The following is a 17796-nucleotide window of genomic DNA, read 5'->3' on the forward strand; positions in this document are numbered from 1 at the left end:
GCTGCGGCGCGCTAACGCTGCAGATCAGCGCTTGCGAACGCGCCGCTTCGGCGGAATGGCGCCCGGGGCGTTCGGGGTGTTCCAAGCCTTGGCGATGGCCCAGGCGACGGCAGCGATCGGCACCGAGAGCACGGCACCGACGATGCCGCCGAGAATGGTTCCAGCGGTCAGGCCGACGAGAATGACAAGCGGATGCAGCTTGAGTGACTGCGCCATGACGACCGGCTGAAGAAAGTTGCCCTCGAGCTGGTTGACAGCGACCACGATGATGAGCACGATGAGCGCCACGACCGGGCCGCTCGCGACCAGGGCAACGAGCGCGGCGAGCACACCGGCCGCCGTCGCTCCGATCAGCGGAACGAACGCTCCGAGGAAAACGATGACCGCGAGCGGCAGGGCGAGCGGCACCTGCAAAATTGCCAGGCCGATGCCGATCGCGGTGGCGTCGACGGCGGCAACGATCGCGGTGCCACGCACGTACCCGCCCAGCACGCGCAGAGAAGTGTGACCGATGCGTCGGCCACGGGCTAGGCGCTCGCCCTTGAACGGACTCAGGAAGAAGTTCCAGATCTGTCCGCCATCCTTGAGAAAGAAGAACAGGATAACCACGAGAAGTACGGCGCCTGTGATCAATTCGAAGACAGCGGAGGCCCCGGCGAGCGCCCCGGTGCCAAATTGGCTGCTGGTGAGAAAGTCGACGACGCCATCGCGGGCGTCGGTGATCTGCTGCTCGTCGATCTGGATCGGTCCGTCGATGAGGAACTGCTGCAGCGTGTCGATGCCCTCGGAGGCCGAGGAGAACAGCTCGTCCCACTGGTCGCGCACCGCGAAGACGATGAGCGTGATGATTCCGCCGAACACGGCGATGCCGCCGAGCAGGGTGATCCAGGTGGCCAGGATCGCGGCGACACCGCGCTTGCGCAGGCCGTTGATCACCGGGCTGAGCGCCGAGGCGAGGATGATGGCGATCAATACCGGGATGACGACGAGCTTGAGCTGCACGAGTCCGTAGATGACGGCGGACGCGAGCACGATGACGAGCAGAATTTGCCCGCTGCGCAGGCCGAGCCAGCCGAGCCGGTCGTTCAGCGGAGTGCGAGGTGCCAGGGGCGTGGGGTCGTCATGTGCGCGCATGCACCCAGCCTAGACAGGCATCGGGCAGAAACCCCGATCGACCGGCCACTTCGTTGCCTCCGGCCGGGACAACTGCGGAGATTAACGTGACTATGTCAATTTCGGATCGTTTCGGGGGGCTACCGCGGAATCTCCGCCGCGGCGGCGTACAGGGAGGGTCTCAGAAACCGTGTCGACGGTTGAGGGTTGCCGCGACCGCCTCCAGCACGGCTTCGTCGCCGGCATAGATTCCACTGGCGCGTGGCCAGTGAGTGATCACGTCGGTGAAACCGAGGTCGGCAGCGCGGCCGACGGCATCCTCGAATGCATTCATGCTCTGCAGGGAATATGTTCCGCCGCTGTCGAGTGAGAGGTAACGGTCGATGGTGGCCGGGTCCCGGCCTTCGGCGGTCGCCACGTCGTTCAGCCGGTGCGCGAGGCCGCGCACGCCATCCCACCAGGCCTCCCCCGTTGATCCTTCCTGGCCGGTCGTCACCCAGCCCTGGCCGAACCGACTGACCAGTCCGAGACCCTTGGGGCCGTTGGCGGCGATGACGAACGGCACGCGTTGGCGCACAGGGGCAGCCGACTCGGGCAGCACCATGCGCGCATTGACGGCCGAGTACCAGTCACCAGCGAAACTGATTCCCGCGGTGGAACCCGGCTCCTCGCCGCGCAGCAAGAGGTCGAGGTCGGTGACGAATTCGGCGAACCGTTCGTGCCGCTGCCGCGGCGTGTACTCCGGCTGGCCCAGAACTGTGGCATCGAACCCGGTGCCGCCCGACCCGATACCGAGCAGGAACCGTGCGTTCGACACGTCGTCGACCGTCGCTATGTCCCGGGCGAACGGCACCGGATGCCGAAAATTCGGTGAGGAGACAAAGGTACCCAGAGCGATGCGTTCGGTCGCGGCCGCCGCGGCGGTCAGGGTGGGAATAGTCGCATTCCAGGGTTCGTCGGCGAGCGACCGCCAGGACAGGTGATCGTAAGTCCAGGCGTGGTCGAAGCCGTACTGCTCGGCACCGAGCCACTTCTTGCGTGCACGCGGCCACGGGTCTTGCGGAAGAATGACGATTCCAAAGCGCATGAGGCGAGTCTATTCAGCGGGGCGCTTCGGCACTGTTGCAATGTCGGTGCCCGGTGCCAGACTCTGCACATGGACACTCCGCAGATTCAATCGCCGCTGATCCCCCGCTACTGCACGATCGTGCCGCCGTACCTGCTGACACGATTGGCGCAACTTGCCGATCCCAAATTCGCGCGGGCCGCAGCTGCCGCCAGGGATTCGCTGCTGCGAGACTCGCGGATACGGCGATTGCGCGACGGGGCGCATCCACTGGCCCACCCGGGTGCGCGCAGCCTGCCGACCCGCACACCGGGGGAATCTGATCGCACCATTTCGGATGCCGGTGGCCTCGAACGCCTGCCCGGTCGGCAGGTGCGTACGGAGGGGCAGCCCGCCGGAACGGACCCGGCGGTGACCGAGTCGTATGACAGCCTCGGAGCCACCCAGGCGATGTACTGGAACCAGTTTGGACGCGACAGTATCGATAACGGCGGTATGCCGATGGATGCCACGGTGCACTATGGCCAAAAATACGACAACGCCTTTTGGGACGGAGAACGCATGGTGTTCGGCGACGGAGATGGCCAGGTTTTCAACCGGTTCACCATTTCGCCGAGTGTGATCGGTCACGAGCTCACGCACGGAGTCACCCAATTTACGGCGAACCTGAAGTACCAGGGGCAGTCCGGCGCGCTCAACGAGTCCATCTCCGATGTGTTCGGCGCGCTCGTCGAGCAAAATCTGCGGGGACAGTCGACCAGTGCGGCCAGCTGGCTGATCGGCGAGGGCCTGTTCACCGAGCAGGTCGAGGGCATCGCCCTGCGCTCGATGAAAGCGCCCGGCACGGCGTACAACGATGATGTGCTCGGCAAGGATCCGCAGCCGGACAGCATGGCCGGTTACGTCGAGACGGACGACGACAACGGTGGGGTGCACCTCAATTCGGGCATTCCCAACCGCGCTTTCTACCTGGTCGCAGAGGCCATCGGCGGCAACGCCTGGAAAACGCCGGGCCGCATTTGGTATGAGACGCTCACCGGAACGGCGCTTCGTCCACAGAGCGATTTTGCTGCCTTCGCGGCTGCGACGGCGGATACCGCGGCTCGCCTCTACGGAAACGGTTCGACCGCCCACGACGCGGTCTTGCGGGCCTGGGCCACGGTCGGGGTAGTGGCCGCCGTTCCCTCGCCGTCGCCCAGCACGATCGGCACTCCGAGCGCCCCTGGTATCTCCCTGCCGCCAGCGTATTCGACCCCGTTGGTCGACCCGCTGACACCGCCTCCGTCTGGGCCGCAGCGCGGGCCGATCGCAGGGCAACCAGGGGGGTAACCTTTCGGTATGAAAGTCATTGTGTCGCGCAGCGGCGGGATGGCCGGGATCCGCCTCACCTGGGAAGTCCGGGTTGAAGAGCAACCCGACCCCGCAATCTGGGCGGATTTTCTCGATTCGCTGCCCTGGGACGACGTCACCGACAGCGTGGCAACTGTAGACCGGTTCGCTTATCGCATTCGATGCGCCCCGCACGAGGTGGTGCTCGCCGAGCCCGAGGTAAACGGTCCGTGGCGCGACCTAGTCAACCGCGTCAAGGCCGCCAACGGAATGTAGGCGGCCCTGACCCGGCGGTGGTGCTGGTTATTCTTTCGAGCGACGGCCCCATCGGGGGCGACGGGCCGGATCGTCGATCAGCGCAGCCTCGATGTGGCCGTCGACCTGATCGCCGAAGTGGTCGTCGAAGTTCTCCTCGAGGTGCGCGGTCACCGTCTTGCCGATGCGGCGGGCCATCTCCTCACGACGCTGACGCCGTTCGGCACTGACCAGAACCTCGTGTTCGACGCGGAACGCTTTGTAGGTGGCAATACACATACCGATCATGACGATGCTGACCGGTATCGCGGTCAGAATTGCGCCGGTTTGCAAGGCAGCGAGCCCGCCGGCCAGCAGCAGGGCGATCGCGACGATTCCGCCGAGGCTCGCCCACATGATGCGGCTCCACTTGGGCGGGTTAGTGTCGCCGCCCGAGGCGAGCATGTCGATCACGAGCGAACCAGAGTCGGCCGAGGTGATGAAGAAGATCGCCACCACGATGACCGCGATAACCGAGAGGATGCCGCCAAGCGGTAGCTGGCCGAGGAAGTTGAACAGCACGTTCTCGGAGATGATGCCGACAGCTGGGTCGAAGAGCCCTCCGCCGTCGCCCTCCCAGGCGAGGCGGATGGCGCTGCCGCCCATAACGGCGAACCAGACGAAGGTGACTAGGGTAGGCACGAGCAGCACGCCGGCGATGAACTCACGCACGGTACGGCCGCGCGAAATGCGTGCGATGAAAACACCGACGAACGGCGCCCAGGAGATCCACCAGCCCCAGTAGAAGATTGTCCAGGCGCCCTGCCAGTCGATTCCCGCCTGGCCGGTGAAAGAACCGGCGTCGAAGGTGAGGCCGACGACGTTTTGAAAATACCCGCCGATGGACTCGACGAGTAGGCGGAACAGGTAGAGCGTGGGGCCGAGGGCCAGTACAGCGATCAGCAGCAGCCCGGCCATACCGAGGTTGATATTAGAGAGCCACTTGATGCCCTTGCCGACTCCACTCACCACGGAGACGGTGGCGATGGCGATGATGACGATGATGAGCACGACGAGGAGGGTGTTGTTGACGTCTCCCACGACGCCGAGGTAGCTCAGGCCGGCCGCAATCTGCTTGACCCCGAGTCCGAGTGAGGTAGCCACGCCGAACAGAGTTCCGACGATGGCGATGACGTCGATGGCGTCACCGAGGCGGCCCTTGACCCGGTCCCCGAGCAGCGGCTCCAGCGCCCAACGGATGGATACCGGGCGTCCCTTGCGGTGGATGGAGTAGGCGAGAGCGAGCCCGACAACGGCGTAGATGGCCCAGGCATGAAAGCCCCAGTGCAAAAAGGTCTGCGACATGGCAGCCGCAGCCAGCTCCCGCGAGTCTCCGGTCACGCCCGGCTTGGGGTCGGTGAAGAACGTGAGGGGCTCAGCCGCTCCCCAGAAGACGAGGCCGATACCCATGCCAGCGGCGAAGAGCATCGCAAACCAGCTCATGATGCCAAATTCCGGCTTGTCGTCATCCTGCCCGAGCTTGATGTCGCCGAAACGGCTCGCGCCCATCCAAATGGCGAATACCACGAAGGCGGCCACAATGACCATGTAGTACGGTCCGAGACCGGCGACGACCCAACCCTGCAGCAGGGCAAGCACGCTGCCGGTGCGTACCGGGAAGGCGATGGCGACGATCACGACGGCCAGAATGATTCCGAGAGCCGGATAAAACACTCGAGGTGCCGGAATAACAAATCGTCGGGGTCGATGGGGGCTGATTTTCGGCGTTTTCGCCGGTACGTCGGGTAGTGCACTCACGGTGAACCTTCTCAAAGAATAGATTGTGCCGCACGATAGAAACCGTTGCTGCGCCGCCAGGTAGGTACCCCGCTGGGCAAAATTCCAGCTTACCGGTAAAGCGTGCCGCAAAGGGGGGAGCAGGAGATTTTCTCAGGGACAGGCCGACTTTTACCGTTGTACCCCTCGATCTGAGCGCCGGACCGTGTGACTATAGACCATGACCAACGACGATGTCGACGCCACCCACAACCCCGTGCACAGCCTCACGGAAGACGAGTGCTGGGATGCACTGCTCTCGGCGAGCCTGGGCCGCCTCGCTGTCGCCATCGGCGGCGTTGCCGACATTTTTCCAGTGAATTTCGTCGCGGCCGATCGTCGACTGCTATTTCGCACGGCGGCCGGCACCAAACTTTTGGAACTGACCGTGAACCACACGGTGGCCTTTGAAACGGATGGCGTGGGTCGCGACGAAGCATGGAGCGTCGTCGTGCACGGAACGGCACGGGCGCTCGAGTCCCAGCGTGCGATTGACGCGGCCGCCACCCTGCTGCTTCGGCCCCTGATTCCCACGGTCAAGCCGACCTTCGTCGAAATCGTGCCCACCACGATCACCGGGCGGCGGTTCACACTCGGCCCGGAACCCACAACGGCGCTGATGTAGAACCGGTGGCCGGGCGCAGTACCGTTGAGGTGCGCCCTTTGTCATCCAACCGGGGGAACAGGAGTGCCGTGCCCGCCATGCTCAACCTGACCGTGCATGTAAAGCCGGGCAGCCGCAAGGGCCCTCTCGTGGTCGACGATGCCGAGAGCACTCCGGAACACGCCTCCGTGACGGTCTTTCTGCAGCAGCGCGCGGTGGAGGGCGCTGCCAACGATGCCCTGGTCGCGCTGCTGGCCAAGCATTTCAAGGTGCCCAAGCGTGATGTGAGCATCATTCGCGGTCACACCTCCAAGATCAAGCATTTGCGCATCGACCGGTCGTAGCCCGGCAGACGAAACGGGACGCGACTGCAGCAGCCACCTCCCGTTTCGGTTCGTTCTCAGTGGGGCTTTAGCTAACGCCGAGCAGGTCGATAATGAAGATCAGGGTCTGGCCGGAAAGACGGTGGCCCGAGCCGGCCGGACCGTAGGCGAGATGCGGGGGCACAACAAGCTTGCGACGCCCGCCGACCTTCATGCCGGGGATACCTTCCTGCCAGCCCGCAATGAGCGAGCGCAACGGAAAGTTGATCGACTGGCCGCGGCTCCAGGACGAGTCGAACTCGTCGCCGGACTCAAACTCAACACCGAGATAATGCACGTCGACGGTCGCGCCGGCAGCTGCTTCAGCGCCGTCCCCGACAACGATATCGGTGACCTCAAGTTGCTTGGGCGCAGCGCCCTCTGGAAAGTCGATTTCGGGCTTGGAGTTCATATCAGTCATGTACCCATCCAACCGGATCTTGCGCCCGATTGCACACCGGCGAGATCCAAAAAAATAATGCTTGCATCCACGGCGCCGCGGGTGCACTCTAGTCGTACACCAACTCGTCGCATCGGTAGAGTCGTCGGCATTGCCACACCACCGAAGCGGCGAGTTTCTGTAGGTGCGGACCGTCCGACCCCGTCTGTCACGGCTGCGTCGCTGCCCCGGGAGGCTGCTGGCCCAACACCGCGGCCCGGTGACTCATGAGCAACCCGAGCAGGAGTGCCTCGCGGGCGTGCAGCGCCGGGGTTCCCTGGCCGCGAACGAGGCGGTCGCGAACAAAGGCGAGGCGGGTCGCATCCGCTATGAAATGGCGCATGGCCAGCTGGCGCGAGCGCGTTTGACGGGCGCCCCAGGCCAGCGCCTGACGCCGCCCGGCCCCAGTGCCGAGCATGGAAACCTCGACCGCGGTAAACCAGCCGGCCTGCGAATATTCGTGCAACCGTCGCAGGGTGATGCGCGCCTCCTGACGGCGAAAAAATACCACGACGAGAATAGCGACGATGAACAGCGGCACCTGCACGACGACGTAGTAGATCAGAACGGATGCGTCACCGGCCAGCACAAAGGTGGCACCGTTCCAGAGCGCGTGCAGGCCGATTGCCGGCATAAGGCCGAGCAGAAAGAATCCGAACGCCCCACTCTTCGAGGCGCCGCGCCGGGCCGCCAAGCCCAGGGCCAGTCCGGTACAGATAGTGAAGGTGACGTGCGCGAACGGTGAGAAGACACCGCGCAGCAAGAACGTAACGCCCAAGTTTTGCGCGCCGCCATCGGCCAGGGCCAGGCCGAAGTACTGAATATTCTCGGAGAACGCGAAGCCGGCGGCGATGGTTGCGGCATAGACGACGCCATCGAGCGGTCCATCAAAATGCCGGCGCACCGCCCAGAACAAGACCAGAACACCGAATCCTTTGGCGATTTCCTCGACTACGGGCGCCTGAATAACAGAGGATGCGAAATCACTCCCGGCGAGTGCCCCCGAACTGGCCGCAATCGTGATCTGCACCCCGAGGTCGAAGACGAGTGCGCTCACGATGGAGATGCCAGCGCCCCAGAGCAAGGCGAAGATGAGCGCCGGGCGCGGCTCCGGATCCCAGCGATCGATCCAGCGCACCGCCAGTAGCACGACTGCGAGCGGCAGCAGCGCCAGGATCAGTCCAAGCAGCAGCGCCCCGGTGCCGAGGAACGTGGTCAGATACAAAATAACGGCCAGCAAGGCCAGCCCGGCGAGCACGATTCCGACAACGCCGAGCACGATCGCACCGGCGCGCGAGGGGCGCACCGCCCGGCGCCAGACGGGTTGCACGGGGGTCGGGCTCGGCTGCACGGGAAGGCGCTCGGGGGACGGCTGGCCCGGCGGCTGGTCGAGACTCATTATTTGAGAATACCGGGCCAACCCCGCCAGTGCTCAGGCGTCGAACATGGTGCCGGCGTTGAGTATGCCCAGCGGATCGAACACCGCCTTGAGCTGGCGCTGCAGGTCCAGGCTACGGTCGCCGATCTCATCGCGCAGCCACCGGCGCTTGAGTACGCCGACACCGTGTTCACCCGTGAGGGTGCCGCCCAACGCGAGCGCTGCCCGGAACATTTCGTCGGCCGCCGCCCAGATCTCGTCGGGCACCGGCGCATCCGCCGCCTGACCGGGTTGGCGCTCTATCACGAAATTGGGGTGCAGGTTTCCATCGCCGGCGTGGGCGACCGTGGGAATGGGAATTCCGGTGCGGGCACTAATGCCGGCGATCGCGGCGAACATCTCGGCCATGCGCGAGCGCGGCACCGACACGTCTTCAATGAGAACCTGACCCAGCTGCTCGAGGGCCGGGTGCATGGCGCGGCGGATGGCGAGCAGGCGTTCGCCGGAAGCGGCGTCCGTTGAGAGGGTAGCCTCGCCGCCGGCGGTGCGCAGCACGATGAGGGCTTGCTCGGCTTCGGCGAGCGCGGCCGGCCCATCGGTCTGCACGAGCAGAAATGCGCCGCGGCCCAGCGGCAACCCGGCCGATCCGGCCGGGCCCAGGTAGGTCGCGACGTGAGCGAGGGCGACCGGGTCGATCAGTTCCATCACGGCGGGGCGGATGCGCGCGGCCGTGATGGCAGCGCTCGCTGCAGCCGCCGCGGTGACAGTCTCAAAGACCGCGCCGATGGTCGCGACCGTGCCCGTGGTCAACGCGCGCACCCGCACCGTCGCCTCGACGATGACGCCGAGGGTTCCCTCCGAGCCGGTCAGAAGTGCGGTGAGATCGTAGCCGGTGACGCCTTTGATGGTGCGGTGGCCGGTGCGCAGCAGACTGCCGTCGGCGAGCACGACGGTGAGGCCGAGCACGGCCTCCCGGGTGACGCCGTACTTGGCGCAGAGCAGCCCGCCGGCGTTCGTGGCGATGTTGCCGCCGACCGTAGAAATGGCCTTGCTCGCCGGATCGGGTGCAAACCAGAGCTTCTGTTCGGCCAGCACGTCGTTGAGCTGCTGGTTGATCACGCCGGCTTCTACGACGGCGAGTTCGTCGTCGGCATTGATTTCGAGGATGCGGTTCAGGCCGGCCACGCTCAGCACGATCGAGCCGTCGGTGCCGCAGGCTCCCCCGGACAGGCCTGTGCCAGCCCCACGGGTCACCACCGGCACCCGAAATTCCGTTGCGATGCGCAGCACCGCCTGCACCTGATCCACTGCGGTGGCGTGAACTACGGCGAGCGGTGTGCCGTCGGCGACCCAGCCGGACTTGTCGGTGCGGCTGGCCGTAAGGTCAATCGGGTCGATGCCGACGATGTCGCCAAGCTCGGTCTGGAGGCGCGTCAGTGCGTTCATCCGTTCAGCCTATCGAGCCGCACGATGTCTGATTTTCGCTACCGGTGTGTACGCGGGCGTGGCAGGCTGAAAGGATGAACCGCTTAACTGCCGCCGCCGACCCGCCAATGGCCGACCAGGTCTTCGCCGAGCGCTACCGGGCCATGTCCTCGCGCGATGCCCGGTTCGATGGCCAGTTCATCACCGGCGTGCACACGACCGGCATCTACTGCCGGCCGAGCTGCCCGGCCACGACTCCCAAGCCCGGCAATGTGTCGTTCTACCTCACCACTGCGGCCGCGCACGAAGCCGGCCTGCGGGCCTGCAAACGCTGCCTGCCCGACGCCGTGCCCGGCTCACCGGCCTGGAACATGCGTGACGATCTCGCTGCCCGGGCGATGCGGCTGATCTCGGACGGCATCGTGGAGCGGAACGGCGTGCCGGGGCTCGCGGCCAGCCTCGGCTACACTTGCCGGCACGTGACCCGGGTGCTGGTCGCCGAGCTCGGTGCCGGACCGCTCGCCCTGGCCCGCGCGCACCGCGCCCAGACTGCCCGGCTGCTGCTGCTGAACACGGAACTGTCGATCACCGACGTCGCGTTCGCAGCCGGTTTTGGCAGCGTACGCCAGTTCAACGACACCGTCGCCGCCGTCTACGCGCGCACCCCCTCCGAGGTGCGGGCGGCTCGGCTGGGCAGGCCAGGGCCGCTCCCCCACGAGGACCAGGCCGAGACCAAAATTCTGCTCCAGCTTCCCGCCCGGGCGCCGTTCGACGGTGCCAGTGTGCTGCGCTTTCTCGCTACCAGAGCCCTGCCCGGCGTCGAGTCGGCCACCGATTCCAGCTACACGCGCACCGTGCGCCTGCCGCATGGCACGGGCGTGGTAGAGGTGACCCGGTCGGGAACGGATGCTGCCCCCGCAGTTTCCTGCAACATCCGTTTGTCGCATCTCGCCGACCTTGCACCGCTGGTCAGCCGAGTGCGGCGCCTGTTCGACCTCGACGCTGACGCGCAGGCGATCGACGCCCAGCTCGCCGCCGATCCCGCGCTCGCCGACTCGGTCGCCCAGACGCCCGGCCTGCGCGTACCAGGCAGCATGGACGCCGAGGAGACCCTGTTTCGGGCGCTGATCGGTCAGCAGGTGTCGGTCGCGGGCGCGCGCACGGCGCTCGCCCGGCTGGCCGACGCGGTTGGCGAGCGAATGCCGGGGCCGAGCGGCGATCAGTGCCTGCTTTTTCCGACGGCGGCGCAGATCGCGGCCGGCGGGCGGGCGGTGCTGCGTGGGCCTGGCGCCCGGATCAATACGATTCTGCACGTAGCCGAACTGCTGGCATCGGGCGAACTCGCGCTCTCGTTCGGGCAGACCCGGGCCGAGCTTGAGGTGAGTTTGATGGCGTTGCCGGGCATCGGACCATGGACGGCCGGGTACGTGGCAATGCGGGTGCTCGGCAGCCCGGACATTTTGTTGACCAGCGACCTGGCCCTGCGGCAGGGCGCCGGCCGGCTCGGCCTGCCGGTCGCCCCAAGCTCACTCGCGGCCCGGGGCACCGGCTGGGCACCGTGGCGCAGCTACGCGGGAATGCACCTGTGGCGGGCAGCCGCTCTCCCGAAATCGCCCATTTCCCCCGTTTCCTCCAAGCGGATCGGATGAGGGTTGGAGTACCCCACAGGGTGGGCCGCCGCCCGGGCCGCTAGCCTAGAAGAGTGAAATTTGCGCATCTCAGAGTTGACGGCCATTCCATTCCTCGATTGGCCGTGGTCTTTGACGACGCGGCTCTGTTTCTCGACAACGTCATGGACGACGCGCCGCGAGACCTGCAAGACCTGCTGGAACGCGGCGATGCCGGCTACGAGCACGTGCGCGCGATCAGCCTCGACGCGGTTTCCAACGGGGCAGTGCTGACCCCGGTTGACGAGCTGCGACATTCCTCCGCGGTGCTGCGCCCGCCGCAGATCATCGCCATCGGCGCCAACTACGCCGCGCACTCCTCTGAGCTGAGCCTGCGCCTCGAAACCGCAGCGACCGTGTTTTCGCTCTGGCCCAACTCGCTCACCGGGCACGGCTCGACCGTCATCTGGCCGCGCGACCTGACCAAACAGGTCGATTACGAGGCGGAACTCGGCGTGATCATCGGCCGTCCGGCCCGCAACGTGACGGTCGCCAAGGCCCTCGATTACGTCTTCGGCTACACCGTCGTGAACGATATCACCGCACGCGACCTGCAATTCTCGGAGGCGCAGTGGTCGCGCTGCAAGTCCTTCGACGGCTTCACCCCGACCGGCCCGCTCGTCGTCACGGCCGACGAGATCGGTGACCCGCAGGACCTCTGGCTGACCACCCACGTTGACGGCCGTATCCTGCAAGATGCCTCGAGCGCCGACATGGTGCGCACCGTCGCCGAGATCATCTCTTACCTGTCGAAGACCTCGACCCTGCTGCCGGGCACGCTCATCTCCACCGGCAGCCCGGGCGGCGCCGGGTACAGCCGCAAGCCCCCCATTTTTCTGCGCGACGGCTCGACCGTAACCATTTCGATCGACAAGATCGGCATGCTCACGACGCACTGCCGCGAAATCTAGCGGCAGATCCAGGCGGCCGATTGACCTGTTCGGCCGCATCCGCTGGTGCAGCCGAACAGAATCACGTATCGAGAAAGCGGATGCCGCCGACCTACCCGATCCTGCGTCAGGGTCGCGGGTTGACCTGATCGTCGCTTTCGAGGATCGAGTCTTCGACCGTGCCGCCGTAGCCTTCCCGCTGCGGGTCTCGGTGCAACCCACCGGACACCGCGTATTCTTCCTCCGGTGAGAGCACGAGTCGCTTGCGACCCCAGAGAGCGAAGGCCGCGAGCATGACAACGTAGACCACGGCGATGGCCGCGATCGCCGGCCGAGCCGGTTCATTGATGAAGAACCCGAAGAAAATGGCCAGCGAGAGGATGCCGGCGATGACCGCTCCGGGGATACCCCACGGGCTGCGGTACGGTCGGCTCGCATTGGGGTACTTCTTGCGCAGCAGAACGAACGACACCATCTGCAGCACGTAGGCGATCACGGCGCCCCAGACGGCGATGTTCAGCACGATGGCTCCGGCGACGCCGCCGGAGCCACCCAGGGTCTCGACCAGCACGAGCGCCACGAAACCGATGATCGCGCCGACCAGCAGGGCGATGGCCGGGGTCTGACGTTTTCCGGTGAGCGAGAGGAATTTCGGATAGTAGCCCGCCCGCGAGAGCGAATACATGTTACGTCCGTAGGCGAACATGATTCCCTGCAGCGAAGCTAGCAAACCGATCAGCGCAAACAGGGCCAGCACGGCCGCCAGGCCGTCACCGACGATCTCCCGGAATCCATCGAGCAGGGGCTCTTCCGATCCGGCAATTTGCGAAGCACCGACCACTCCGGTGTTGAGGAACAGCACGAGCAGCCCGGTCACGATCAGGGTCGAGCGAGCGATGAATCCGGCGCGTGGAATGTCCCGCACCGGATTGTGCGCTTCCTCGGCGGCGAGCGGCAGTTCTTCGATGCCGAGGAAGAACCACATGGCGTAGGGCAGGGCGAACAGAATTGGAATGATGCCGTGCGGCAGGAACGCGCTCTGGCCTGCATCCGGCGCGATATTGAACAGGTTGTCCCAGCTGAACAGGCCGGACAGAGCGGCCATGGCCGAGAACACGAGCAGGATGGCGATCGAAATAATGGCCACGACGATAGCGAATTTGAACGAGATCGCCGCTCCGGCGGCGTTCAGCGCGATGAATGCGGCATAGAGCAGCAGCCACCAGAGCCAGGGTGGCAAGGAGATGCCGAGCAGTTCCGACGTGATCCCGTCGGCATAGCTGGCCGAGAAGTAGACGATGACGGCGGTGGTTGCGACGTACTCGATGGTCTCAGCAAGCCCCGTGACGTATCCGCCCCACGGGCCCATCGCCGCCCGGGCGAAGGAGTAGGCACCGCCGGTATGCGGCATGGCCGCCGCCATTTCCCCGATGCTGAAAATCATGCCGTAGTACATGACGATGAGCAGTAAGAAGGCGATGAGCATCCCTCCGAACCCGGCAAACCCGATGCCGAAGTTCCAGCCGGAGAAATCCCCGGAAATGACCGCCGCGACGGCCAGTCCCCACAAGCCCCAAATACCGGCGCTACGTTTGAGCCTGCGTTTCTCGAAGTACCCGGCTTCTGCGGTGGTGTACTGCACGCCTGAAACTTTCAAGGAGTCTTTGGACATCCGTTTTTCCTTTGCGCTCTGGTGCGCGCCCGGTCATTAAACACCCCCAAAATATCTTCGGCCGGTGAGCACTGGTTCAGTGAGGTTGGCACGATGCTATGGCTTGATTGGTTGGGTGTATATACCTTTGTGCAAATAAAATTCACTCAGCGAAGGCAATCCACCCTTCCCTACGCTGCCGCGTCTGTGGTCTAATGGTTGAAAATTGCACGATTGATTGCCGTGACCGACTCGTTTCGCTAGACCAGCTCCGAGGAGAAGCTCAATGACTACCCAGACCGGAAACCTCACGCTGGACGAGCTGACCACGCGGGTTGCGCGCGGCGAAATCGATACGGTGATCGTCGCCTTCACGGACATGCAGGGTCGACTGGTCGGCAAGCGTCTCTCGGCTCGCCTGTTTCTCGAGGATGCCGCGGCGCACGGCGCTGAGTGCTGCAACTATCTGCTCGCCGTCGACGTGGAAATGAACACGGTCGAGGGTTACGCTATGTCGAGCTGGGGCCGCGGCTATGGGGATATGGCGATGCGGCCCGACCTCGATACCCTGCGTCTGGCGCCGTGGCTGCCCGGAACCGCCCTGGTCACCGCTGACCTGTACTGGCCCGACGACACCCCCGTCGTCGCCTCGCCACGGCAGATTCTGCGGCGGCAGCTCGACCGGCTGGCCGCACACGGTCTCGTCTCGTTTTGCGCGACCGAGCTGGAATTCATCGTGTTCGACGATGGATACCGCGCCGCCTGGCAGAAGGGGTATCGGGGCCTGACCCCCGCCAGCGACTACAACATCGACTACTCGCTGCTGGCATCCACTCGAATAGAGCCGCTGCTGCGGGAAATCCGCCTGGCCATGGACGGCGCCGGAATGTACTGCGAGGGCGTCAAGGGTGAGTGCAACCTCGGTCAACAGGAGATCGGGTTTCGCTATGCCACAGCCCTGGCCACCTGCGACAACCATTCCATCTACAAAAGTGGCGCCAAGGAAATCGCCGACGCGCACGGTAAGAGCATCACCTTCATGGCCAAATACAACGAGCGCGAGGGCAACAGCTGCCATATCCATATCAGCCTGCAGCGCCCCGGCGGTGAATCAGCGTTCTATCAAGCGGATGCCGAAGCTGGCATGTCGACCCTGTTCCGCCAATTTGTGGCCGGCCAGCTCGCCGTGATGCGCGAACTTACTCTTTTTTCGGCCCCCAACATTAATTCGTACAAGCGCTACGTACCGGGTAGTTTCGCCCCAACCGCGCTCGGCTGGGGCATCGACAACCGCACCTGCGCCCTGCGCGTGGTCGGTCATGGCCCCGGCATCCGGGTGGAGAACCGGGTGCCCGGCGGCGACGTCAACCAGTATCTCGCCGTCGCAGCCCTGATCGCGGCCGGTCTCTACGGCATCGAGCACGAACTCGAACTGGAGCCGGCCTATGCCGGCAACGCCTATACCAGCGGCCTGCCCCGGGTGCCCTCAACTCTGCGCGAAGCGGCCGATCTATTCACCGGGTCCGCTATCGCCCGGGAGGCCTTCGGCGACGAGGTCGTTGAGCACTACGCCAACAACGCCCGTATCGAGGTGGAGGCCTTCGACGCCGCCGTGACCGACTGGGAGCGGGTGCGTGGCTTTGAACGTCTCTAATGCTCCGGGACCGATCATCGGTCTGACCACCTATCTAGAACAGGCCCAGACGGGGGTGTGGGACGTGCCGGCAGCGATCCTGCCGCGGGTGTACTTCGATGCGGTCACGAGTGCGGGCGGGATCGCCGTGCTGTTGCCACCCCAGCCGGTGAATGCCGCCATCGCCCGGCGGGTGCTCGACGGCCTCGACGGCCTGATCATCACCGGCGGAAAAGACGTCGACCCGGCCCGGTACGGGCAGGCACCGCACGCGCAGACCGATGAATCCCGGCCAGACCGTGACGCCTGGGAAGACCTGCTACTGCACGAGGCTATCGCCCGCGAACTGCCATTTCTGGGCATCTGTCGCGGTGCCCAAATGCTCAACGTTGCCCTCGGCGGTAGTCTGCACCAGCATCTGCCCGATCTGGTCGGCGACACCAGCTACCAGGCAGGCGGAGGCGTGTTCAACGTCGTCGATGTCGTCATCGAACCGAACACGACCCTCAGTACACTGCTCGACGGCCAAACCCAACTGCCTGCCGTTCCGGTATACCACCACCAGTCCATCGACCGGGTCGCCGACGGCCTCTCCGTGACGGCGAAAACGGATGCCGGCATCGTGCAGGCGGTCGAACTGCCGGCGGTACCCTTCGGGGTAGCCGTGCAATGGCATCCGGAACAGTCACCCGAGGACCTCCGCCTGTTCAGCGGGCTCATTGTGGCCGCCACCGAATACCGGGCGGCCCAGATTGAAGGAGCAATCCCGTGAACAGCTACACCATCGTCAATCCGGCCGATGAGTCGATCGCAGAGACCATCGAGCACGTCGGCGTGGACGAAACCGACGAGGCCATCGCCCGGGCTGTCACGGCCCAGAAGCTGTGGGCGGCCGTCGATCCGGCCGATAAGGCCCGAATGCTGCGCCGATTCGCCGCGGCCGTCGACAGCAACCGGGAGAACCTGGCCGGTATCGAGGTGCGCAACTCGGGGCATCCGATCACGCAGGCCCGTTGGGAGGCCGGGCACGTTCGTGACGTGCTCGAGTATTACTCGGCGGCGCCCGAGCGTCTGTTCGGGCAGCAGATTCCGGTCGCCGGCGGCATCGACCTGACCTTTCACGAGCCGCTCGGAGTGGTGGGGGTGATCACACCGTGGAACTTCCCGATGACGATCGGTGCCTGGGGTTTCGCGCCGGCCCTCGCGGCCGGCAATGCCGTGCTGCTGAAACCGGCCGAGTGGACCCCACTCTCGAGCCTGCGGCTCGCTGCCCTCGCCCTCGAGGCCGGACTGCCCGATGGGCTGTTCCAGGTGCTTCCGGGGCGCGGTTCCGTCGTCGGAACCCGGTTCGTCACCCATCCGGACGTGCGCAAGATCGTCTTCACCGGATCGACCGCGGTCGGGAAGCAGATCATGGCGGGCTGCGCCGAGCAGGTGAAACGAGTCACCCTTGAGCTTGGTGGCAAGAGCGCCAACATTGTCTTCGCCGACGCTGACCTCGAACGGGCGGCAGCCGCCGCGCCGTCCGGTGTGTTTGAGAACGCCGGCCAGGATTGCTGCGCCCGCAGCCGTATTCTGGTGCAGGCGAGCAAGTTCGACCGGTTCCTGGAGCTGCTCGAACCGGCCGTCGCCGCCGTAACGGTGGGTGACCCGACCGACCCCGCCACCGAAATGGGACCGCTCGTCTCTCGCCAGCACCACGCGGCGGTGTCCGCCTATCTGCCAGCGGATGCTCCGGTGGCGTTTCGAGGCCACGCCCCGACCGGTCCCGGATTCTGGGTCGCACCAACCGTGCTCACCCCGGCAAGCCGCACCGATCGCTGTGTCACCGACGAAATCTTCGGCCCGGTCGTGGTCGTGCTGCCGTTTAACGACGAAGCCGACGCAGTGCGCCTGGCCAACGACACCCAATACGGGCTGTCCGGCTCCATCTGGACCCGCGATGTCGGTCGGGCCCTTCGCGTGGCACGCGGCGTCGAATCGGGCAACTTGTCGGTCAACTCGCACTCCTCCGTGCGCTACTCGACCCCGTTCGGCGGTTTCAAACAGTCGGGCCTCGGGCGTGAGCTGGGGCCGGATGCCCCCCTGAACTTTACCGACACCAAGAACGTTTTCATCGCGGTCGACTAGCGCACCACCTGCGCGAAGCGTCCGCTTGTCAAAGATTGA

General features: G+C 65.3%; 16 protein-coding genes. 9 read left to right on the plus strand and 7 right to left on the minus strand.

Annotation, left to right across the window (positions count from 1 at the left end; genetic code table 11):
• Window positions 1-24: 24 nt before the first annotated feature.
• Together CXY73_RS17725 and CXY73_RS17730 are read right to left on the minus strand one after the other, a co-directional pair.
• Entirely contained in the window at window positions 25-1134 is a 1110-nt protein-coding gene (locus tag CXY73_RS17725; protein ID WP_104178486.1) for an AI-2E family transporter, read from the minus strand.
• 160 nt (window positions 1135-1294) lie between these two features.
• Window positions 1295-2200, minus strand: a complete 906-nt coding sequence (locus tag CXY73_RS17730) for an LLM class flavin-dependent oxidoreductase (protein ID WP_104178487.1) — start codon at window positions 2198-2200, stop codon at window positions 1295-1297.
• 69 nt (window positions 2201-2269) lie between these two features.
• Between CXY73_RS17730 and CXY73_RS17735 the strand changes: the two genes are divergently transcribed.
• Together CXY73_RS17735 and CXY73_RS17740 are read left to right on the plus strand one after the other, a co-directional pair.
• Complete coding sequence (locus tag CXY73_RS17735) at window positions 2270-3508, plus strand: M4 family metallopeptidase (RefSeq protein WP_199185425.1); 1239 nt, start codon at window positions 2270-2272, stop codon at window positions 3506-3508.
• A 9-nt stretch (window positions 3509-3517) separates the two neighbouring features.
• A complete protein-coding gene (locus tag CXY73_RS17740; protein ID WP_146071809.1) occupies window positions 3518-3784 on the plus strand; it encodes a protealysin inhibitor emfourin in 267 nt (88 codons plus the stop codon).
• Between the two features lie 27 nt (window positions 3785-3811).
• On the opposite strand, the gene CXY73_RS17745 is transcribed toward CXY73_RS17740, so the two are convergent.
• Complete coding sequence (locus CXY73_RS17745; RefSeq protein ID WP_233198431.1) at window positions 3812-5560, minus strand: BCCT family transporter; 1749 nt, start codon at window positions 5558-5560, stop codon at window positions 3812-3814.
• Window positions 5561-5759: 199 nt separating this feature from the next.
• Here CXY73_RS17745 and CXY73_RS17750 point away from each other — a divergent pair, with 199 nt between their 5' ends.
• Entirely contained in the window at window positions 5760-6203 is a 444-nt protein-coding gene (locus tag CXY73_RS17750) for a pyridoxamine 5'-phosphate oxidase family protein (RefSeq protein ID WP_104178488.1), read from the plus strand.
• Window positions 6204-6280: 77 nt separating this feature from the next.
• On the plus strand, window positions 6281-6526 hold the full coding sequence (locus CXY73_RS17755) for a DUF167 domain-containing protein (protein WP_104139718.1): 246 nt from the start codon (window positions 6281-6283) through the stop codon (window positions 6524-6526).
• Between the two features lie 67 nt (window positions 6527-6593).
• On the opposite strand, the gene CXY73_RS17760 is transcribed toward CXY73_RS17755, so the two are convergent.
• The 3 genes from CXY73_RS17760 to CXY73_RS17770 form a co-directional block, all read right to left on the minus strand.
• Entirely contained in the window at window positions 6594-6965 is a 372-nt protein-coding gene (locus tag CXY73_RS17760) for an FKBP-type peptidyl-prolyl cis-trans isomerase (protein ID WP_199184384.1), read from the minus strand.
• A gap of 187 nt (window positions 6966-7152) precedes the next feature.
• Window positions 7153-8382: a PrsW family intramembrane metalloprotease gene (locus tag CXY73_RS17765; protein ID WP_104139721.1), complete on the minus strand. Its 1230-nt coding sequence runs from the start codon at window positions 8380-8382 to the stop codon at window positions 7153-7155.
• 33 nt (window positions 8383-8415) lie between these two features.
• Window positions 8416-9807 (minus strand): FAD-binding oxidoreductase, encoded by a 1392-nt coding sequence (locus CXY73_RS17770; protein ID WP_104178489.1) that lies wholly within the window; start codon window positions 9805-9807, stop codon window positions 8416-8418.
• A 74-nt stretch (window positions 9808-9881) separates the two neighbouring features.
• Between CXY73_RS17770 and CXY73_RS17775 the strand changes: the two genes are divergently transcribed.
• Both CXY73_RS17775 and CXY73_RS17780 read left to right on the plus strand, forming a co-directional pair.
• Window positions 9882-11435, plus strand: coding sequence for a DNA-3-methyladenine glycosylase 2 (locus tag CXY73_RS17775; RefSeq protein WP_104178490.1), 1554 nt, complete (start codon window positions 9882-9884; stop codon window positions 11433-11435).
• A 53-nt stretch (window positions 11436-11488) separates the two neighbouring features.
• Window positions 11489-12364, plus strand: coding sequence for a fumarylacetoacetate hydrolase family protein (locus CXY73_RS17780; protein ID WP_233198432.1), 876 nt, complete (start codon window positions 11489-11491; stop codon window positions 12362-12364).
• Window positions 12365-12470: 106 nt separating this feature from the next.
• On the opposite strand, the gene CXY73_RS17785 is transcribed toward CXY73_RS17780, so the two are convergent.
• Window positions 12471-14015 carry an amino acid permease gene (locus tag CXY73_RS17785; protein ID WP_104139730.1) on the minus strand — a complete coding sequence of 515 codons (1545 nt, stop codon included), beginning with the start codon at window positions 14013-14015 and terminating at the stop codon, window positions 12471-12473.
• 265 nt (window positions 14016-14280) lie between these two features.
• Between CXY73_RS17785 and CXY73_RS17790 the strand changes: the two genes are divergently transcribed.
• The 3 genes from CXY73_RS17790 to CXY73_RS17800 are packed head-to-tail and all read left to right on the plus strand — an operon-like array spanning window position 14281 to window position 17757.
• The gene (locus CXY73_RS17790) at window positions 14281-15648 is read left to right on the plus strand and encodes a glutamine synthetase family protein (protein ID WP_104139733.1); all 1368 of its coding nucleotides are present in this window, start codon (window positions 14281-14283) and stop codon (window positions 15646-15648) included.
• Window positions 15629-16399, plus strand: coding sequence for a gamma-glutamyl-gamma-aminobutyrate hydrolase family protein (locus CXY73_RS17795; protein ID WP_199184385.1), 771 nt, complete (start codon window positions 15629-15631; stop codon window positions 16397-16399). Before CXY73_RS17790 ends, CXY73_RS17795 begins: the two co-directional genes overlap by 20 nt.
• Window positions 16396-17757 carry an aldehyde dehydrogenase gene (locus CXY73_RS17800; protein ID WP_104178491.1) on the plus strand — a complete coding sequence of 454 codons (1362 nt, stop codon included), beginning with the start codon at window positions 16396-16398 and terminating at the stop codon, window positions 17755-17757. The genes CXY73_RS17795 and CXY73_RS17800 overlap by 4 nt, the downstream gene beginning before the upstream one ends.
• Window positions 17758-17796 lie beyond the last annotated feature (39 nt).

Source organism: Cryobacterium sp. Y50, assembly GCF_002929805.1.
Lineage (GTDB): Bacteria > Actinomycetota > Actinomycetes > Actinomycetales > Microbacteriaceae > Cryobacterium.